Here is an 18652-nt window from a genome sequence, read left to right on the forward strand (position 1 = left end):
GGTAGTCATGGCGGCTGAAGCATCGGGCAGCGATCTCGTACAGGTAGTGGCGCTGCTCGCTGCCGGCGTGATCGCCGTGCCGATCTTCAAGCGCATCGGGCTGGGCTCCATCCTCGGCTATCTCGCTGCCGGTGTGGTCATCGGGCCGTTCGGCCTCCGCATTTTTTCCGAATCGGAAGCCATCCTTCACGTCGCCGAGCTTGGCGTCGTCATGTTCCTGTTCATCATCGGCCTGGAAATGCAGCCGTCGCGGCTCTGGGGCCTGCGCCGGGAAATCTTTGGTCTCGGCGCGCTGCAGGTTGGCGTCTGCGCCGTTCTGTTGACGCTCGTCGGCCTGGCCGGAGGCTTTCCGATCGCGCAATCCTTCGTCGCCGGCGCCGGCTTTGTGCTGACCTCGACCGCGATCGTCATACAACTGCTCGAGGAGCGCGGCGAGATCGCCGCACCCAAGGGGCAGCGCATCGTCTCGATCCTTCTGCTCGAAGACCTGATGATCGTGCCGCTTCTGGCGCTGGTGGCGTTCCTGGCGCCCGGGGGCGCGGAGACCAGCCTGTCTGAGCGCTTGACCGAAGTGGGGATCGGGATCGCGGCGATCATCGGCCTCGTCGTGGCCGGTCGCTATCTGCTCAACCCGCTCTTCCGCATCCTAGCCGATGCCCGCGCCCGCGAAGTGATGACGGCCGCCGCCCTGCTGGTGGTGCTTGGGTCGGCGCTAGCCATGCAGCTTTCCGGTCTGTCGATGGCGATGGGTGCGTTCCTCGCCGGCGTGCTGCTCTCCGAATCGACCTTCCGCCACCAGCTCGAAGCCGATATCGAGCCGTTTCGCGGCATCCTGCTCGGCCTGTTCTTTCTTGCCGTCGGCATGTCGCTCGACCTTGGCGTCGTCGCCCAGAACTGGCGCTTGGTCGCCATTTATGTCGTCGCCTATATGGTCATGAAGGGGCTCGGCATCTATCTGGTCGCGCGTATGCTCAAGAGCGGCCATCGCGAGGCGCTCGAGCGCGCCGTCTTCATGGCGCAGGGCGGCGAATTCGCCTTTGTGCTCTATTCCTCGGCCGCCGTCGTCGGCATCATCGACGGCCAGGCCAATTCCACTCTGACCGCCATCGTCATCATCTCCATGGTGCTGACGCCCGTGGCTATCTTGGCACTGCGCTACCTCACCCCGCGCGACGAGCAATCGCTGGAAGGCGTCGACATCGCCGACGGGCTAACCGGCAGCGTGCTGATCATCGGCTTCGGCCGCTTCGGCCAGATCGCCAGCCAGCCGCTGCTTTTGCGCGGTCTCGACGTCTCGATCATCGACAATGAGGTCGAGATGATCCAGGCGGCGGCCGATTTCGGCTTCAAGGTCTATTACGGCGACGGCACGCGGCTCGACATCCTGCGTGCGGCAGGCGCTGGCCGCGCGCGCGCCGTGCTGATCTGCGTCGACAAACCGGACGTGGCCGTGCGCATCGCGCAATTGATCAAGGCGGAATTCCCGCTGGTCACTATCCTGGCGCGTGCCTTCGACCGCGGCACCGCGCTGCAACTCATCCGCGCCGGCGTCGACTATCAGTTGCGCGAGACCTTTGAATCGGCGCTGGTCTTCGGCGGCTCGGCCCTGGAAGCGCTGGGCGTCGATCCGGAAGAGGTAGCCGAGGTGATCGAGGACGTCCGCCGCCGCGACACAGCTCGCATCGAGACACAGCTCGCCGAAGGTATCCGCGCCGGCCAGCGCTTTCTCAAAGGCAATATCGGCACGCCGATCCCGACCCCGCTCGCGCAGCCGCGCCGCGCCGGCCGAGCGCTGAACGAAGAGACGGCCGGCGTGCTGAACAAGGCAGAGACGAAGAGCTGAGGAGCAACGCATGGCAGAACTCGACCCGCGGGCGCTTGCCGTCACCAAATTCTGGCGCGATGCCGGCGAGGACGCCTGGTTCGAAAAGAACGACGCGTTCGACTCGGGTTTCCGCGACTGCTTCCTCGAGCTGCACCACGCCGCCGCCCGGCGCGAATGCGACGCCTGGAGCGAGCATGCCGAAGGATCGCTGGCGCTGATGATCCTGCTCGACCAGTTTCCGCGCAACTGCTTCCGCGGCACCGGGCATATGTATGCGACCGATCCGCTGGCCAGGCATTTCGCCGACCGGGCGATCGCCGCTGGTCAGGATCTCGAGTTCGAAGAAGCGCTTCGCGTCTTCCTCTATCTCCCCTTTGAGCATTCGGAGTCGCTCGCGGATCAGGAACGCTCGCTCGAACTCACAGCGGCGAGGGCGCCGGATTATCTCAAATACGCCAAGGAGCACCTGGAGATCATCCAGCGCTTCGGGCGCTTCCCGCATCGAAACAAAATGCTCGGCCGCGAGACGACGCCAGAGGAAAAGACGTTTCTCGAGGGCGGCGGTTTCTCCGGCTGATAGCCGGACCAATTCCAGAATGTGTAGCGATTTTCCGCCCAGAAAATTGCTTGAAAACAAACGGCTCAGCCGAGCCACCACTCCCGGCCGGACGGCAGCCGCTCGATCCCCGAAATATCGACGGCGCCGAGCCGCTCCGACACGCTTCTGTTGCCGACCACAAGGTCGGGCGCGATCTCGGCCAGCGGCGCCAGCACGAAGGCCCGCTCCAGCATGCGCGGATGGGGAACCTCAAGACCCATCTCGTGGATCACCCGGTCACCGAACACCAGAATGTCGATGTCGATCAGGCGCGGCCCCCAACGTTCCTCGCGCACCCGCTTCAGGCGCCTCTCGACGTCCAGGCAGAGATCGAGCAGGCCGCGTGGCGAGCGCGCGGTTTCGATGCCGGCCGAGGCATTGAGAAAATCCGGCTGGTCGAGCTTGCCCCACGGCGGCGTCCGGTAGAGTGAGGAAACAGCGGTGACGCGCGTCTTGTCGTCGCCGTCCAGCATGCGCAGCGCCGCGGCCATGGATTTCGCCGGATCGCCGAGATTCCCGCCGAGGCTAAGGTAGACGGCGCTATTGAGGCCAGACAACTGTCACCTCGACATGATCGAGCACGCCCGGAACCGGGGCGTTCGGCTTGCGCACCGTAATTTCCGCTTTCCTGATCTGCGGAAAGCGTGCCGCCAGCGCTTTCGCCACTTCCAGCGCCAGCGCCTCGATCAGGAAACGCCGGTGCCCGGTGACGATCTTCTCGATGACCGCGAAGGCGATGCCGTAATTGACGGTATCCTCGATCGAATCGTCCTCCAGCGGCCGGCTGGGCTCGACGGTGAGTTCGGCGTCGACATAAAAACGCTGACCGAGCGTCTCCTCCTCGTCCAGCACGCCGTGCCGGGCAAAGAAGGCGCAGTTCTTCATGCGGATGACATACATCGTCAGCGTCCGGGAGAAAGTTTTCCTCGCGCCAGCATAGCATCGGCCATCGCCAGCGCATCCACGTTGATTGCGACATCGTGGACGCGAAAAAGATCGGCTCCCTTGAGCCGCAGAATGACGCTCGTGGCCGCCGTGCCGACAGCGCGCTCAGCGGGCTCGCGCCCGGTGACGCCGCCGATAAAACGCTTTCGCGACGTTCCCGCCATCAGCGGAAAGCCAAGCGCCTGAAGCTCGGAGAACCGCGCCATCAGATCGAGGTTTTCCTCGGTCGTTTCCTTGGCAAAGCCGAAACCGGCGTCGAGCACGACCTGGTCATCGGCAACATTTCTGGCGCGCGCGATCTCCAGCGATTTGCTGAGGAACAGAAGCTGGTCCTCGATCACGTCCGGCAGCTTCTGGCGTTCACGGCCGGTGTGCATGATGATCAGGCCGGCGCCGGTCTCGGCTGCGACTCTCGCGATGCCGGGCTCGCGCTGCAGTCCCCAGACATCGTTGACGATATGCGCCCCCGCAGCGACGGCCCGCCGCGCGGTGTCCTCGCGATAGGTGTCGACCGAAATCAGCGCCTCGCCCGATGCCGCGAGCGCCTCGATGACCGGCAGCACCCGCGCCTGCTCTTCTTCGGCGCTGATCGGGGCAAAACCGGGCCGCGTCGATTCCCCGCCGATGTCGATGATGGCCGCGCCTTCTTCCGCCATGCGGCGCGCCTGGGCTATCGCCTTCTCCGGCGCGATGAACAATCCCCCGTCGGAAAAACTATCCGGCGTGACGTTGAGGATGCCGACCACGACCGACTTGGGGCCGAGGTCGAGATGGCGTCCATGCGCGAGCTGCCACCGCCTTGTCGTCATTGTCCATCAACCATGCGTGATCCGCGCGAAATCAATTTCGTTGCGCCGGCAACGGCCGTAAAGCAAGGTGCGTGAAGAGGCAACATGATGAACCGTTCCCTGCTCTGCGCCCTGATGCTCACGCTCGCCGCAACGCCGGCCGCCACGGCGAATCTGGTGAAGACCTACAGCTATTTCAGCGTCGGCGGCCGCACGCTGGACGACATCGAAAAACAGCTGACGAAAAACGGACCGGAAGTGAAGAGCACCGGCTCCCGGCATCCGGGCGCAACGCAGATGGCTTTCACCACCCGCGTCAGCTACGCGCAGACCGCGAATTCCTGCCGGATCGCGAACGCGCAGGTGACCGTGAAGGTCAAGGTGATCCTCCCGGAATGGCGGCGCCCGCGCAAGGCGGATCCGCAGGTCAGGCTGTTCTGGGATACGCTGTCGGCCGACATCAAGCGCCACGAAGAGCGCCATGTCGAGATCGCCAAGAATCACGCGCGCGAACTCGAGGACGCGCTGAAGGCGACTTATCCGCAAAGGACCTGCGAAGCCGCGAAGGCCCAGGCCGCCCAGATCTCGGCCGCCATCCTCGCCAAGCACGATCGCGCCCAGGTGCAGTTCGACCGCGTCGAAAGCGTCAATTTCGAGAGCCGAATCATCCGGCTCCTGCGCTACCGGATGCAGCGCACCCAAAGCGGGCGGTTGCCGCCGGCTTGACCATTGGACCGGTGGTGCCGGCGAAAGCCAACACCGCCGAAACAATGGTGCCAGATTCCAAAAAACTTTCGAGCATCGGTCGAAAACGGCCTATATCGACCGACATATATCGGGTTTGCCGTCCGGCGGACTTTGGAAACCGAGATACGAATGACGGGCGCAGGACGCCCCGCACCGGCTGCTTCTTGCCGACGGCGCACCGACCTTGAAAGAGTGACGCATGGACCAGACCGTCGACAATCGCACGACGATGAGGACAATGGCCCCGCCGTCGATCAGCGAGAGCGAGAAGAACGCCATCATCGGCGGCGTGCTCTTGTCGATGCTTCTGGCGGCGCTTGACCAGACCATTGTGTCGCCTGCCTTGCCGACCATCGCGCGCGCGCTCGGCCACGCCGAATACCTGCCCTGGATCGTGACCGGCTATCTGCTGACGGCCACTGCGATGGCGCCGCTCTACGGCAAGATTTCCGACGTCTACGGTCGCCGGCCGGTCATCTACGCCGCCATCCTGATCTTTCTTTTGGGATCGCTGGTTAGCGCCCTGGCCCCCAACATGCTGGTGCTGGTCATCGGCCGGGCGATCCAGGGGGCCGGCGGCGGCGGCCTTTTCGCGCTGACGCAAACCGTCATCGGCGATCTGGTGCCGCCACGCGAGCGGGCCCGCTACGCCGCCTGGATCTCCGGCACCTGGGCGGTCGCCAGCGTCGCCGGCCCGCTGCTTGGCGGTGTCTTCGCAGAGCATCTCCACTGGTCGTTGATCTTCTGGATCAACCTGCCGATCGGCTTCCTGGCGATGGCCATCATCAACAATCCGCTGAAGAAGTTGCCGATCGCGGCCAAACATCACCGCATCGACGGGCTGGGCGCAGTGCTCTTGGTGATCGCCACGGCGCTGCTGCTTCTGGCGCTCAACTGGGGTGGCAGCACCTATCCGTGGTTCTCGCCGGAAATCCTTGGGCTGGTGGCCTGCTCGGCCGCGTTCTGGGCGTTGTTCGCGCTGCGGCTGCTGAGGGCCAGTGAGCCTTTGATCTCGCTCGAGGTGCTGGGCAACCGGATCGTGCTCGCCGGCACGTTGTCGATGTTCCTGCTGCAGGCGGCAAACATCGGGGCGTCGGTTTACCTGCCGGTCTATCTGCAATCGGTTGTCGGGCTCTCGGTCAGCGAATCCGGCATCGCCATGCTGGGTCTCCTGCTCGGCACTGTTGCCGGTGCCACCTTCAGCGGCCGCATGATCCCGCGCTTCGTCCACTACAAGCGCATTGCCATGGTCGGCGTCAGTTTGGCGATCGCGTGCATCGGGGTGCTGAGTGCCATTGCGACGCACGCCTCGCTGCTCGAAGTCGAAATCCTGACGACCCTCATTGGCCTCGGCAGTGGCACGACCTTCCCGGTCAGCACCGTCTCGGTACAGAACGCGGTCGATCGCGCCCATCTCGGTGTCGCGACCGGCGTCCTGACCTTCCTGCGCACACTGGGCGGCGCGCTTGGCGTCGCCCTGCTCGGCGCCGTCGCGCTCGGCTACGGCCTGCCGCTCGCCGCCGAGGGCTCGCAGACGCATATCGAGCTGACATCGGCAATGCCGTTCGTGATGATCTTCCTCACCGCCGGCATCACTCTTGTTCTGGCATTGATCGCGCTGGCGCTGATGCCGGAAAAGCCGCTGCGCGGCAAGGACGAGCACGCAGCGCCCGTGCTCGCCGAATGATCACGTCAATCGTGGACGCCGAGCTTCTTTTGCAGGCTGGTCGACGAGGTCGTGTACTGGAAGATGATGCGCTCGCCCGGGCTGACGATGCGTTTTGCGGCCTGCGCCATCAGGGCAACCTCATGGAACCCTGACAGAATCAGCTTCAGCTTGCCCGGATACCAGTTGATGTCGCCGATGGCGAAGATGCCGGGAACCGACGTCTGGAATTTCTCGGTGTCGACCGGGATGAGGTTCTCATGCAGGTTCAGCCCCCATTCGGCGATCGGCCCGAGTTTCATGGTGAGGCCGAAGAACGGCAGCATGCGGGTGCATGGCACCTCGATATCGCCATCGGGGCCACCCTTGATGGTGGCGGACGAGAGCTGGCCGTCGGCGCCCGCGAGCCCGCTCACCTGACCGACCAGGAATTCCAGCTCTTTCATCTCCTGCATGGCATACATCTTGTTGACGCTGTCGGGCGCAGCCCGGAATTCCGGGCGCCGGTGGACAAGCGTCACGCTTTTGGCGATTGGCTGCAGGTTGAGCGTCCAGTCGAGCGCCGAATCGCCGCCGCCGACGATGACGAGATCGTGGCCGCGGAAATCTTCCATGCGCCGGACCGAGTAGAACACGCTCTTGCCTTCGTAGCTCTCGATGCCCGGGATGGGCGGTCGCTTGGGCTGGAACGAGCCGCCGCCGGCGGCGATCACCACCACCTTGGCTTCGAACACCTCAGCCTCGTCCGTGGTGACGCGGAAGCTGCCGTCCTCGAGCTTTTCGAGGCTTGAGACCATCCGGTTGAAAGTGAAGTCCGGCTTGAAGGGATGGATCTGTTCGAGCAGCTTGTCGACCAGACCCTGGGCAGTGATCATCGGCCAGCCGGGAATGTCGTAGATCGGCTTTTCCGGATAGAGCTCGGCGCATTGCCCGCCGGGACGGTCGAGGATGTCGATGAGATGGCACTTCATGTCGAAGAGCCCGAGCTCGAACACGGCGAATAGGCCGACCGGCCCTGCCCCGACAATGAGTACGTCCGTCTTGATCGTGTCCGTCATCAGCTCCGCCCCATTTTGGGAATGCTGGCGACAGTGCATGAGCATTGGCTCGCTGCCAAGCAGCCACGGCAAAATTGGAAATGGAGACTTGGTTCAGCCCTGCCGTTCGGGAACGCGCACGACCAGACCGTCGAGCGCGTCGCGCACCTTGATCTGGCAGGACAGGCGCGAGTTGGGCCGGACGTCGTAGGCGAAATCCAGCATGTCCTCCTCCATCGCTTCCGGCTCGCCGACCTCGCCCGTCCAGGCCTCGTCGACATAGACATGACAGGTCGCGCAGGCGCAGGCGCCGCCGCATTCGGCCTCGATGCCGGGCACCGCGTTGCGGATCGCGTTTTCCATGACGGTCGAGCCGTTCTCGGCCTCCACGTCGAATTGAGTACCGTCATTGGCGATGTAAGTCAGCTTGGCCATTTGTCACCTGAGGAGTCGCAGCCGAGATAATCACTCCGCCGGACAAGTCAACTGCGGCGCGAAAGCGCCACCGCATGACGTTTTTTCTGGATGTGCTCCCTGGAGGACTACCGGCTGATGGCGGCGATGAAGTCCCGCACTTCATCGATCAGCACGCCCAGCTTCCTCAGGATGCGACCATCCTCAGGCTGCTTTTCAATGGCTGCAGCGCATTCGGCGACGGCAAAGGCGCCGATGCCGCGGGCCGAGCCTTTCAGGCCGTGTGCAAGGAGCACCCGTTCCTTGGCATCGGCATCGACGATCTTGTCGCGCACCGAAAGCGCCTGCTGCACGAACAGCGCCAGCACCTCCTGTTCGAGCGCGCGATCATCCATCGTCTGCCGCGCAAGGTGGGCCATATCCACAGGTCGCGAACCTGCCGTCCCCGACACGTCGCCGCCGGGCATGGAAAACGCAATACCAATCTCGCCACGCATACGCACTGCTACTCCAAGAAAGGGCCGGCCGGCGGCCCGAAAATAGGCGGATTCCCGTCGCCAACGGGTTAACGATTGCCGGGGAAAAATGTTGTCACGGAGGCAGCCAAATCACGCTCTCGTTAACCTTATATTTAAAGTTTTACGTATCGCCGGGAATGCATGTTTTCTTTACCCGTGTGTGTCATTACGATACGAACGTCCATTTTCAGCCTCCTGTCTGGGACCAGACAAGCCAGAATCAGGCCAAAATCATAAGTCCCGCGGCAGCTAGTACAGGGTAGCGAAGGCATGGCTAAGAAACCGACGACGACCAAATCTCTCGAGAGCGACGTGGCCGCGGAACTGGAAAAGGCGCTTGACCTTGACCTGAACGGCGACGAAGGCGGGCTCGACATGGCGGCGTCGATGGAAGATCTCGAGGCCCAGATTTCGGCGGCCGCGGATGAACTGGCGCGCGAAGGCCGCAGCCATAGAATCGAGCCGGCAAATGAGCCTCAGGCCGCGAAGGCGGCGCCCCAGCCGAAGCCGGTGGAACTGCGCCCGGTCGAATCGCGCGCCTCGCAACCGAACGGTTTTGCGCCGGCTCCCGCCGGTTTCACGCCGGCCAATGACGATCGCCAAAAGGATTACCGGACGCTTCTGCATGGCCTCAACCGGCGCGCTTCGAGCACCGTCTACTGGGTGATCGCGTTCATTTCACTCGCCTGGATCGCAGGCGCCGGCGGCCTCGCCAACCTGCTGTTTGGGCCGAGCATCTGGCAGATCCGCACTCTCGACCAGTTCTTCGCCCGCCCCGAGCTGATCGGCCTGGCGGTCGCGGCGATCATCCCAGTCATCCTGTTCTGGGCCTTCGCCGCCATGATCCGGCGCGCGCAGGAAATGCGCATCGCCGCGCAATCCATGACAGAAGTGGCCTTCCGCCTCGCCGAGCCGGAAAACCTTGCCCAAGACCGCGTCATGATGATCGGTCAGGCCGTTCGCCGCGAGGTCGCCGCCATGGGCGAAGGCATCGAGCGCACTTTGGCCCGCGCCGTCGAGCTCGAAACCCTCGTCCACAGCGAAGTCAACCAGATCGAGCGCTCCTATTCCGAGAACGAAGCGCGTATCCGCTCGCTGGTCGACGGGCTGGGCAGCGAGCGCGAAGCTGTCGTTAGCCATGCCGAGCGCGTGCGCGCTTCGATCCACGGCGCGCACGAGACGCTGCGCGACGAGATCGGTGCCGCCAGCGATATCATCCGCGATTCGATCCTCAATGCCTCGACCAAGCTGTCGATGACGATCAACAATTCGGGTGACACGCTGATCGATCGCATCAACGAGAGCTCGCTGTCGATCTTCGACTCGGTGGAAACCCGGCTCGACACGATCACCGACCGCTTGTCGACCTCGGGCGAGGCCTTCGCCAGCCTGCTCGACACCCGCATCGCCAAGCTGACCGACACCACGGACGGCCTTACCCGTTCGCTGACCGATCTTCTTGACGATCGCACCAACGGCATGGTTTCGCTGCTCGGCGGCGCCGCCCGCACACTGAACTCCGAGTTCGAAGCAAGCCTCAGCGGCATCGAGCGGACGCTGGCCGAGCGCGGCCAGGCGCTGATCAGCGAGTTCCAGACCCGCGCCGAAGCACTCGACACCGGCACCCAGAAGCTCAATGCCGCGCTCGAAGCGCGTGCCCGCCAGATCAACGAAACTCTGGTCGAACGTGCGCGCGAGATCGCCAACACCTTCGCCGAGAGCAAGGACCAGCTGTCGTCGATGATCGATCAGGGCAAGACCCAGATCGGGGCCGACATGGCCGACATCATCTCGTCGACCTCTTCCATGCTCGAAGCCCGCGCCACGGATTTCGCCGGACGCATGGAGGCGGCCCGCCATGTCGTGTCGCGCGCCTTCGATTCCGACATCCAGCGCCTCGCCGATGCTCGCGCCGGCATTGACGAAGCCATCGAAGACCACAGCCGGAAGCTCTCCGACAGCAGCAACCGTATGGCCGCCGCCATGCAGGAGGACCTCGCGAAATTCGCCGAGAGTCGCGCCGGCATCGATGAGGCCGTGGCCAGTCAGGTCCAAAAACTGGCCGAGGGCCGCAGCCTTATCTCTCGCGCGCTGGAAGAGGACCTGCGCAAGGTCAACGAGTCCCACGCGGCCATCGACGCCTCGCTCGGCGCCCATCTCGAGCAGCTCCAAGAGAGTCGCAACCGCCTCTCCCAGGCGCTGAACGAAGACTCCGGCAAACTCGTGCAAGCCCGCACCATAATTGACGAAATGGTCGCTGGACATGTCGGCAAGCTGGCCGAGGGCCGCAACATTCTGGCGCGCGCGCTGGAGGCCGATCTCGGCAAACTGGCGGACAGCCGCGCCTCGATCGACGGCCTGGTCGCCGGCCAGGTCGAGAAGATCGCCGAGGGCCGCGCCGTGCTCGCCAAGGCGCTGGAGACCGACATCGCCGGGATAAGGGACCTGATCGAGACCCATTCGGCCAAGCTCGCGGAGGACAGGGGTGAACTCAGCCGCGCGCTGGAGGGCGACCTGAGCGGAATCCGAAGCCTGATCGACAGCCACGCCGGCAGGCTTGTCGAGGACCGCAGCCTGCTGTCCCAGACGCTTGAATCCGATCTCGCCAAGTTGGCCGAGAGCCGCGCCTCGATCGACGGCCTGGTTGCCGGCCAGGTCGAGAAGCTCGCCGAAGGCCGCGATATCTTGAAGCGTGCCCTGGAAGCCGACATCAACACCATCAGGGGTGCCATTGCGGGACACTCCGAGAAGGTGCAGGAGGAACGCGCTCAGCTGTCGCAGGCCCTGGAGGCCGACCTGCAGACCGTCGGCGGCGCGATCTCCGATCACCAGAACAGGCTCGTCCAGGACCGCGCCGTGCTGTCGAAGTCGCTCGAGGACGATCTGGCCAAGCTGGCCGAGAGCCGTTCCAGCATCGATGGCTTGGTGGCCGGCCAGGTCGAGAAGCTTGCCGAGGGCCGCGATATCCTCAAACGCGCTCTGGAAGCGGACCTCAACACCATCCAGGGCGCCATCGTCGATCATTCGCAGAAGATCGCCGACCATCGCGCCGAGCTGTCGCGCGTCCTGGATGCCGACATGGCCAATGCCAGCGGCCTCATGCAGACCCACGCCGACAGGCTGGTCCAGGACCGCTCGACCCTGTCCAAGGCCTTGGAGGACGATCTCGCCAAGCTGGCCGAAAGCCGGTCCTCGATCGATGGTCTGGTCGCTGGCCAGGTGGAGAAGCTGGCCGAAGGCCGCGATATCCTCAAGCGTGCGCTCGAAGCGGACCTCGCCAAGCTCGCCGAAAGCCGCGCCTCGATCGACGGCCTCGTCGCCGCCCAGGTGGACAAGCTCGCGGAAGGCCGCGATGTCCTCACGCGCGCCCTCGAGGCCGACCTGGCCAAGCTCGCCGAGAGCCGCGCCGGCATCGACGGGCTGGTCTCCGGCCAGGTGGAAAAGCTCGCCGAGGGTCGCGACATCCTCAAGCGGGCGCTTGAATCCGATCTGCAGAAGCTGGCGGAAAGCCGCTCGGAGATCGACGGCGTCATCGCCGGTCACATCGGCAAGCTGTCCGAAGGCCGCGACATGCTGGCCCGCGCCCTGGAAGATGACCTCGTCAAGCTCGCCGAAGCGCGCAAGGACGTCGACCGTTCGGTGTCCGGCCATATCGACCAGATCGCGGCCAAGAGCAGCGACATCTCGGCGGCGATCGCTGCCGATGTCGAGAAGATCGAGCAGGCCTTCAGCCGCCAGACCGGCATCATCGAAGAACGCGCCGGCACCATGGAGCGTGCGCTTTCGGCCGGCGTCGACAATGTCCGCGGCGTCCTCGAAAAGACCGCCGTCTTCGTTGCCGGCGCGCTGCGCGACAAGGTGATGGAAATCACCAGCACGCTTCACGAGCAGGCGGGCGCCGCCTTCAGCGACGCCGATCGCAAGATCGCCGAACGCGCCGAACAGACTTCGGCTGCGCTGCTCGCCCGGGCCGAAGAGATTGCCAACGCCTTCGAGCAGGCCGACCGCCGCCTGCACGAGCGCGCTCAGGACACCTCGAGCATGCTGATGGCCCGCGCCGATGATGCGTCCAACGCGCTCATGGCCCGTGCCGAGGAAACCGCCGACAAGCTCGCCGCCCGCGCTGGCGAGATCGCCGGCACCTTCGACGCCGCCGACCAGAAACTGGTCGCCCGCGCGGTCGAAACGGCGCAGTCGCTCGCAGCCCGCGCCGGCGACATCCTGCGCAACTTCGAGGGCGCGGACGAGCGCCTCAGCATGCGCATCACCGAATCGGCCGAAGCGCTGGCCGCCCGCGCTTCGGATCTCGGCCGCATCTTCGACGCCGCCGACCAGCATCTGATCTCGCGCATTGCCGAAGGTTCGGAGGCGCTGTCGTCGCGGGCGTCCGAAATTGCCCGCATCTTCGACGACGCCGACAACCGTTTGGTGTCGCGCATCGCCAGCAGCACCTCGACCATCGGCGAACATGCCGACACCATTGTCGGCGCATTCGCCGCCACCGAGCAGCGCGTCGCCGACCGTGCCCGCCAGACCGGCCAGGAACTCGCCGTCCACGCCCGCGAGATCGAGCAGGCACTTGCCGGTGCCGACGAACGCCTGGCCTCGAGCGCCGCTGCGGCGGCGGCCCGTGTCGAGGAACAGGTGGCGAGCGTCGAGAACCGGCTCGCCTATGGCGCCGAAACGATGGGCCAGAAGCTCAACGAGCAGGTCTCCAGCGCCGAGGCGCAGCTCATCTCGCGCGCCAACGTCATTGCCGAAACCTTCACCGCGGTCGGCCAGCATATCGGCCAGAGCACCAACGAGGCGGCAAAGACCATCGGCGCCAACACCCGCGAGCTCAACACCATGCTTGCGGCGCGCTCCGCCGAAATGTCGAAGATTCTCGACGAGACGGCGCGTCCCCTGGTCGAGCGCTTCGCCCAGGGCGGCTCCGAGCTGCAAAAGAGCATGGAAGAGGTCACCGAACGGGCGACCGAGAAGCTGCGCAGCGAAAACGCGGCCCTCGTCAATGCGCTCGCCAACCGTACCGCGGAGACGCTCTCGGCGGTCGAGGGCGCCCGCTCGACGCTGGCCGACAGCGTTGCCGACCTTATCGGCCGCATGACCACCTCCAGCGCGCAGCTCAGTCAGCTGATCGACCAGGCGGCCGTCAATCTCGGCCAGGTCGAGGAGCGCCTGAGCGGCAGCACGCAGAGCTTCGCGGCGACCACCGAGAAGGCGGCCCAGACCTTTGCCAGCTCGGCGCGCCTCGTTGATTCCAACACGACGCGGCTCACCGATCTGTCGTCGGCGACGTTGCGCGAGGTCGCCTCGATCGCGACCAAGTTCGACGAGCACAGCCGCCTGCTGTCCAGCGCCTCGGACCTGCTGAGCTCCGCGCAGAGCAATCTCGAGCACACGCTGGAGCGGCAGTCGTCGCTGGAAGACCTCGCCGTCGGCCTGGTCAAGAAGTCGGAAGACCTCGAGAAAGTCATGCGCTCCTTCGAGACTCTTGTGGGCCAGACGATGCAGAATGCCGAGGGCCGGACGATGGAATCGGCGGAGAAGATTCGCACCGCCATCGCCGAGGTCGTCGATTCGGCGACGCGCCGCTTCGCCGACGCGACCGAGGAGATGCGGCGCACTGCGGGCTCCATCAAGAGCGAGCTGGACCTCACCCGCGCCGAGCTCAAGAAAGGCGTCATCGAGATGCCGGAGGAGGCGAAGGAATCGACCTCGGCCATCCGCCGCGCCGTCGCCGAGCAGATTAACGCGCTCAAGGAACTGTCGGATATCGTTGCGAAATCCGGCCGCAGCGGCAGCAGCGAGACCGGCGAGCCGCGCGCCCTGCGCCCCGCGCCGCAGTCGCCCGCTCGCCCCGCCGAGCAGCCGCTGCGCCGCCCGCCGGCGCCGCAGCAGCCTCAGCCGGAGCGCCCGGCGCCGCAGGCACCGCTCGGCGAGACGACGCTGCGCGGCACCCTCGATCTCGAGCGCCCGGCGGAAGCGCCGCGCCGCGATCCGAACGGCCGCACGCAGCAGGGCGGCTGGGTGCGCGATCTCCTGACCAACGCCTCGCGCGAGGAAGAGCTGAAGCCGGCGACGCCCGCGGAAGCACCGCGCGCGACCCCTGCCCAGCGTTCGCCGCTGCATGTCATGGAATCGCTGAACTCGCTGTCGGTCGACATCGCCCGCGCCATCGACCATGACGCCTCGATCGAGCTGTGGAACCGCTACCGCCGCGGCGAGCGCGACGTGTTCACGCGCCGGCTCTACACGCTGAAGGGCCAGCAGACCTTCGACGAGATCCGCCGCAAGTATCAGGCCGAGGCCGAGTTCCGCGCCGCCGTCGACCGCTACTGCGACGATTTCGAGAAGCTGCTCAAGGACGTATCGCGCAACGACCGCGACAACATCATGGCGCAAACCTATCTCACGTCGGACACCGGCAAGGTCTACACGATGCTGGCCCACGCCAGCGGCCGCCTGCACTGAGCGGGGCACCTGTCAGACACTGAAGCGGGGCCATTGCTCCGCTTCTTCATTTTAGAATCTACTTTTAGTTTGACGCAGGTCCCATCTTCGAATTGGCGGGAAGGCCTTGAAGACAGCGATAATCTTCGACTGCGAATTTCTTTGCCTCGAAGGCTCGCAACGCAGATTTTGGTGCGCGGCTCATGATCCCGATCCGGTCATAGCCCAGGTCGGCGCAGTAAAGCTCGGACTTGAGGGGGAGTTTCCCCTATTAGGCACGCACCGCGCCTATGTGCAACCGATTGACCGATTCGGCCGGGGATACGCGCTCGATCCGTTTTTCACCCAGCTCACCGGCATCACTGAAGAAACCCTGGAGACCGAGGGAGTCGGATTGGCAGAAGCTCTTGCCGACATCGACCGGTTCTCCGACGGTGCGCGCTTTTGGTCCTGGGGCAAGGACGAGCTGAACATGGTCGCGATCAGTTGTTATATCGCCGGCATTCCCGTTTCCATACCAGCCAACCGGTTCGACAATGCAGTCAAGCTGCTGCTAGCGGCAGGGATGCCGATCGAAGATTTGGCGAGGACACCCAGCAACAAGCTGGCGGACTACTATGGCGTCGACCACGTTCCGTTGCGGGCACACGACGCGCTCGACGATGCGCTATCGCTGACCTACACCCTGCAACATCTGTTGAAATCCGAAAAATTGCAGGCAGACGTCTTCGAGTGTTTGTAGCTTGCGCGGCACCGCACAGGCACGCGCATTCGTTCAGATCACCGAATCGGTCCAGCGCACGATGTCCTTCGCCGCTTGGCCGAACGCGTTGTCCAGGGCACCGACATAAGCGGCGTTTCCGCCGCCCGAGACCGGTGCGCTGGCCGTGAAGTCCTTCGAGGCGCGCACCTCGCCATTGCGATCGTTGAGGATGCGCACGAACAGGTCCACATCGGCATGTTCGCCCCCATTGACCCGGACTTCGAAGGACCGCACCTCGACGATGATCTGGTAGTCGATCGCCAGACCCTCGCCCGGCTTGCCGACACCGGCAAAGCTGCCGGAGCGCTGAAAAGTCTCGGCGAGCCTTGCCTGCACGATCAGCGGCAGGCGGTCCGCCCATTGCGCGCCCTTGAGGAACTGGATCGACTGGTCGGACGGCCTGATCACGATGTTCTGGCTGTCCAGCGCCTTCAGCGCCGAGGGTTGGGCGATCAGGATCTGGCGGCGGCTGTGGCCTCGCATGTCGAGCGAAGGCGCGGAAAGCTCGAACGTGTCGAGCGGCGCCGGCCTGCCCCCCAGTACCGCGCAGCCTGCAAGCGTGAACACGAGCGTCGCGGCAGCAACGGACTTCAACCCTCTCACTGACTTCACGCGCGATCCCCACTGTCCCCGGATCTGACGATCAACTTACAGCTGCAATCCATGTTCTTGGCGTTCGCAGCAGCGGAAGTCAACGCCGTGCCCTGCCGTCAAACTGACGGACCTCCCCCTCGCCGCCCGTCAGTATGCGCTGCGGGTTTCGGCTGAGATCTGTCACCGCTTCCTCGATTCGGCTGATCGAGCGCCGGCTGGCCTGGACCAGCGCCTCGACATCCTGCAGCCCCTGGCCGGAGAAGCGCGACAGATTGTCGACGATGGTGCCCAGCCGAGAGTTCAGCGTATCGGCAACCTGCTTGAAGGACTTCAGCGTCGCCCGAGCATCGGCCATTACGCCATTGGCTTCACCGGACCCGAGAAGCTTGTCGACCTTCTCGAGAATTCCGTCGACGCGCACGGAGGCGTCGTTGAGGCGTTGCGCAAGCTGGCGGGCATTCTTGATCGTATCGTTGATGTCGTCGGAGCGGTTGGCGATCTTGTCGGTGACCTTGGCGATGTCGGCGGCCGCCTTGTTGGCGCTGTCGCTCGCCTTCTGGATGTTGGCGAGCGCCGCACGGACATCCGCCGGATCTATCCCATCGAGAACGCCGTTGACCTTGGCGAGCGTACCTTGCGTCTGCTTGGCGAAGTCGTTGACCGACCCCACCGCGGCATCGACGTTCTTCAGCACGCCGTCCAACTGCCCGCTGGTTTCCTTGAGGTTCGCGGTGACAGTGTCGACATTGGCGACGATGCTCTTGATCCGGTCCTTGTCGACCGAATTGAGCAGGCCCTCGGCCGCCTTCAGCGTGCTGTCGAGTCGGCCCGACACATTTTGCAATTGCTCCGAAAGCGAGCTCACGGCGGACAGGAATTTATCGATGCCGTCCGAATTCTTGGCCAGCGCGTTGGAGAAGGTCTCGACGTTCTTGACTGTCTGCGTCAGAGGTCCGCGAACATCCTTGGTGAAGCCTTCCAACTCGGAAAGCACCTTATCGGCACGCGTGAAGATGTTCTGCGCCGTCTGCAGCAGGTTGGTCACGGCCGACGGATTGGCGACGATCTCCGGAACCCTGCCTTCTTTCTCGGCCTGGTCGAGCAGCTTCACTTCCTTGGGATCGGCGCCTTTCAGCTCGATATTGGCCTGGCCGGTGAGGCCGGCGAGCCCGATATCGGCCTGCGTGGACTTGGTGATCGGCGTCATGCGGTCGATCTCGGTGTCGGCGATGGCGACGGTCGGGTTGTCGACATCGATATAGACCCGTTTGACGTCGCCCACCTTGACGCCGTTGAACAGCACGAAGCTGCCGCGGCCAAGGCCCGAAGCCGAGCCCGGGATGCGCACCCGCAGCAGCGTCGTCTCGCCACGCTCGCCGATCGCGGCCGTCCAGTAGACGAAGGCGAACGCCGCGAGGATAGCGGCCAGCGTGAAAATGCCGACAATGACGTAGTTGGCTCTGGTTTCCATTGCCCCACTTATGGCTATGCGCGAGCCGCAAGATCAAGTTGCCGGGCGCGTTTTCCGCGGAAATAGGATTTTACCCACGGCTCCTCGCTTTTCAGCATGTCGTCGATCGTGCCTTCGACCAGCACCCTCTTCTTGCCGAGCACCGCCACGTGGTCGCAGGCGGTGAACAGCGTGTCGAGGTCGTGCGTGACCATGTAGACCGTCAAATCCATCGTATCGCGCAACTTGACGACCAATTCGTCGAATTCGGCCGCGCTGATCGGATCGAGGCCCGAGGTCGGCTCGTCGAGGAAGACGATGTCCGGATCGAGCGCCAGCGCGCGAGCCAACGCCGCGCGCTTGATCATGCCGCCCGACAGCTCGGAGGGGAATTTCTGCGCTGCGTCCGGCGGCAGCCCGACCAGCTCGATCTTGAGCATGGCGAGCTCGTCCATCAGCTTCTTCGGCAGGTCGAGATACTCGCGCATCGGCACCTGCACGTTTTCCAGCACCGTCAGCGCCGAAAACAGCGCGCCGTGCTGGAACAGGACGCCAAGCCGCATGTCGATGCGCAGGCGCTCGATCTCGCTTGCCTTGTCGACGTCGACGCCGAACAGCCTGATGGTTCCCGATTGCTTCGGCATAAGCCCGAGGATGGTGCGCAGCAACACCGACTTGCCGGCGCCCGAGGCGCCGACGAACCCCAGGATCTCGCCGCGCTCGATGTCGAGCGAAAGCTTGTCGAGGATCAGCTTGTCTTCGATGGCAACCGTGACGTCACGGACCGAAAGCACGATCTCGCTCTCGTCCGCGTTCTGCGCCGTGTTGACCCCGTTGCCGCTTGCAACCGCCAT

General features: G+C 64.5%; 15 protein-coding genes. 6 read left to right on the forward strand and 9 right to left on the reverse strand.

Translation table 11 applies throughout. From position 1 onward, the window contains the following. Nucleotides 1-7: 7 nt before the first annotated feature. Nucleotides 8-1843 carry a monovalent cation:proton antiporter-2 (CPA2) family protein gene (locus CK221_RS11480; RefSeq protein WP_095777776.1) on the forward strand — a complete coding sequence of 612 codons (1836 nt, stop codon included), beginning with the start codon at nt 8-10 and terminating at the stop codon, nt 1841-1843. A gap of 10 nt (nt 1844-1853) precedes the next feature. Next, nucleotides 1854-2402, forward strand: coding sequence for a DUF924 family protein (locus CK221_RS11485; RefSeq protein WP_066992399.1), 549 nt, complete (start codon nt 1854-1856; stop codon nt 2400-2402). A 65-nt stretch (nt 2403-2467) separates the two neighbouring features. Here the strand turns inward: CK221_RS11485 and folK are convergent, their stop codons facing one another. The 3 genes from folK to folP are packed head-to-tail and all read right to left on the reverse strand — an operon-like array spanning nt 2468 to nt 4177. After that, nucleotides 2468-2980, reverse strand: a complete 513-nt coding sequence (folK, locus tag CK221_RS11490) for a 2-amino-4-hydroxy-6-hydroxymethyldihydropteridine diphosphokinase (RefSeq protein ID WP_095777777.1) — start codon at nt 2978-2980, stop codon at nt 2468-2470. Continuing rightward, complete coding sequence (gene folB, locus CK221_RS11495; RefSeq protein WP_066992392.1) at nt 2964-3323, reverse strand: dihydroneopterin aldolase; 360 nt, start codon at nt 3321-3323, stop codon at nt 2964-2966. The genes folK and folB overlap by 17 nt, the downstream gene beginning before the upstream one ends. Nucleotides 3324-3325: 2 nt before the next feature. Beyond that, entirely contained in the window at nt 3326-4177 is an 852-nt protein-coding gene (folP, locus tag CK221_RS11500) for a dihydropteroate synthase (RefSeq protein WP_095777778.1), read from the reverse strand. An 84-nt stretch (nt 4178-4261) separates the two neighbouring features. Here folP and CK221_RS11505 point away from each other — a divergent pair, with 84 nt between their 5' ends. Both CK221_RS11505 and CK221_RS11510 read left to right on the forward strand, forming a co-directional pair. Beyond that, entirely contained in the window at nt 4262-4882 is a 621-nt protein-coding gene (locus tag CK221_RS11505; protein ID WP_066992386.1) for a DUF922 domain-containing protein, read from the forward strand. 220 nt (nt 4883-5102) lie between these two features. Further along, nucleotides 5103-6590: an MDR family MFS transporter gene (locus CK221_RS11510; RefSeq protein ID WP_095777779.1), complete on the forward strand. Its 1488-nt coding sequence runs from the start codon at nt 5103-5105 to the stop codon at nt 6588-6590. Between the two features lie 5 nt (nt 6591-6595). Here the strand turns inward: CK221_RS11510 and CK221_RS11515 are convergent, their stop codons facing one another. The 3 genes from CK221_RS11515 to CK221_RS11525 form a co-directional block, all read right to left on the reverse strand. Then, complete coding sequence (locus CK221_RS11515) at nt 6596-7627, reverse strand: NAD(P)/FAD-dependent oxidoreductase (protein ID WP_066992380.1); 1032 nt, start codon at nt 7625-7627, stop codon at nt 6596-6598. 93 nt (nt 7628-7720) lie between these two features. Further along, nucleotides 7721-8041 carry a 2Fe-2S iron-sulfur cluster-binding protein gene (locus CK221_RS11520; protein WP_066992377.1) on the reverse strand — a complete coding sequence of 107 codons (321 nt, stop codon included), beginning with the start codon at nt 8039-8041 and terminating at the stop codon, nt 7721-7723. 107 nt (nt 8042-8148) lie between these two features. Beyond that, a complete protein-coding gene (locus CK221_RS11525; RefSeq protein ID WP_066992375.1) occupies nt 8149-8517 on the reverse strand; it encodes an Hpt domain-containing protein in 369 nt (122 codons plus the stop codon). Nucleotides 8518-8808: 291 nt separating this feature from the next. Here CK221_RS11525 and CK221_RS11530 point away from each other — a divergent pair, with 291 nt between their 5' ends. Beyond that, nucleotides 8809-15012 carry a kinesin gene (locus CK221_RS11530; protein ID WP_095777780.1) on the forward strand — a complete coding sequence of 2068 codons (6204 nt, stop codon included), beginning with the start codon at nt 8809-8811 and terminating at the stop codon, nt 15010-15012. Nucleotides 15013-15118: 106 nt separating this feature from the next. Continuing rightward, complete coding sequence (locus tag CK221_RS11535; protein WP_095777781.1) at nt 15119-15733, forward strand: 3'-5' exonuclease; 615 nt, start codon at nt 15119-15121, stop codon at nt 15731-15733. Nucleotides 15734-15766: 33 nt separating this feature from the next. On the opposite strand, the gene CK221_RS11540 is transcribed toward CK221_RS11535, so the two are convergent. The 3 genes from CK221_RS11540 to CK221_RS11550 form a co-directional block, all read right to left on the reverse strand. Continuing rightward, on the reverse strand, nt 15767-16357 hold the full coding sequence (locus CK221_RS11540; protein WP_095777782.1) for an ABC-type transport auxiliary lipoprotein family protein: 591 nt from the start codon (nt 16355-16357) through the stop codon (nt 15767-15769). Between the two features lie 88 nt (nt 16358-16445). Then, nucleotides 16446-17819: an MlaD family protein gene (locus CK221_RS11545; RefSeq protein ID WP_095777783.1), complete on the reverse strand. Its 1374-nt coding sequence runs from the start codon at nt 17817-17819 to the stop codon at nt 16446-16448. A gap of 14 nt (nt 17820-17833) precedes the next feature. Further along, on the reverse strand, nt 17834-18652 hold the full coding sequence (locus CK221_RS11550) for an ABC transporter ATP-binding protein (protein ID WP_066995274.1): 819 nt from the start codon (nt 18650-18652) through the stop codon (nt 17834-17836).

It is taken from the genome of Mesorhizobium sp. WSM3868, from assembly GCF_002294785.1.
Lineage (GTDB): Bacteria > Pseudomonadota > Alphaproteobacteria > Rhizobiales > Rhizobiaceae > Mesorhizobium.

What these genes read in the sequence shown, in the direction of transcription:
- CK221_RS11480 (WP_095777776.1), top strand. Translation starts at nt 8, where the DNA reads ATGGCGGCTGAAGCATCGGGCAGCGATCTCGTACAGGTAGTGGCGCTG.
- CK221_RS11485 (WP_066992399.1), top strand. Translation starts at nt 1,854, where the DNA reads ATGGCAGAACTCGACCCGCGGGCGCTTGCCGTCACCAAATTCTGGCGC.
- folB (WP_066992392.1), bottom strand. Translation starts at nt 3,323, where the DNA reads ATGTATGTCATCCGCATGAAGAACTGCGCCTTCTTTGCCCGGCACGGC.
- folP (WP_095777778.1), bottom strand. Translation starts at nt 4,177, where the DNA reads ATGACGACAAGGCGGTGGCAGCTCGCGCATGGACGCCATCTCGACCTC.
- CK221_RS11505 (WP_066992386.1), top strand. Translation starts at nt 4,262, where the DNA reads ATGATGAACCGTTCCCTGCTCTGCGCCCTGATGCTCACGCTCGCCGCA.
- CK221_RS11510 (WP_095777779.1), top strand. Translation starts at nt 5,103, where the DNA reads ATGGACCAGACCGTCGACAATCGCACGACGATGAGGACAATGGCCCCG.
- CK221_RS11515 (WP_066992380.1), bottom strand. Translation starts at nt 7,627, where the DNA reads ATGACGGACACGATCAAGACGGACGTACTCATTGTCGGGGCAGGGCCG.
- CK221_RS11520 (WP_066992377.1), bottom strand. Translation starts at nt 8,041, where the DNA reads ATGGCCAAGCTGACTTACATCGCCAATGACGGTACTCAATTCGACGTG.
- CK221_RS11525 (WP_066992375.1), bottom strand. Translation starts at nt 8,517, where the DNA reads ATGCGTGGCGAGATTGGTATTGCGTTTTCCATGCCCGGCGGCGACGTG.
- CK221_RS11530 (WP_095777780.1), top strand. Translation starts at nt 8,809, where the DNA reads ATGGCTAAGAAACCGACGACGACCAAATCTCTCGAGAGCGACGTGGCC.
- CK221_RS11545 (WP_095777783.1), bottom strand. Translation starts at nt 17,819, where the DNA reads ATGGAAACCAGAGCCAACTACGTCATTGTCGGCATTTTCACGCTGGCC.
- CK221_RS11550 (WP_066995274.1), bottom strand. Translation starts at nt 18,652, where the DNA reads ATGGCGGTTGCAAGCGGCAACGGGGTCAACACGGCGCAGAACGCGGAC.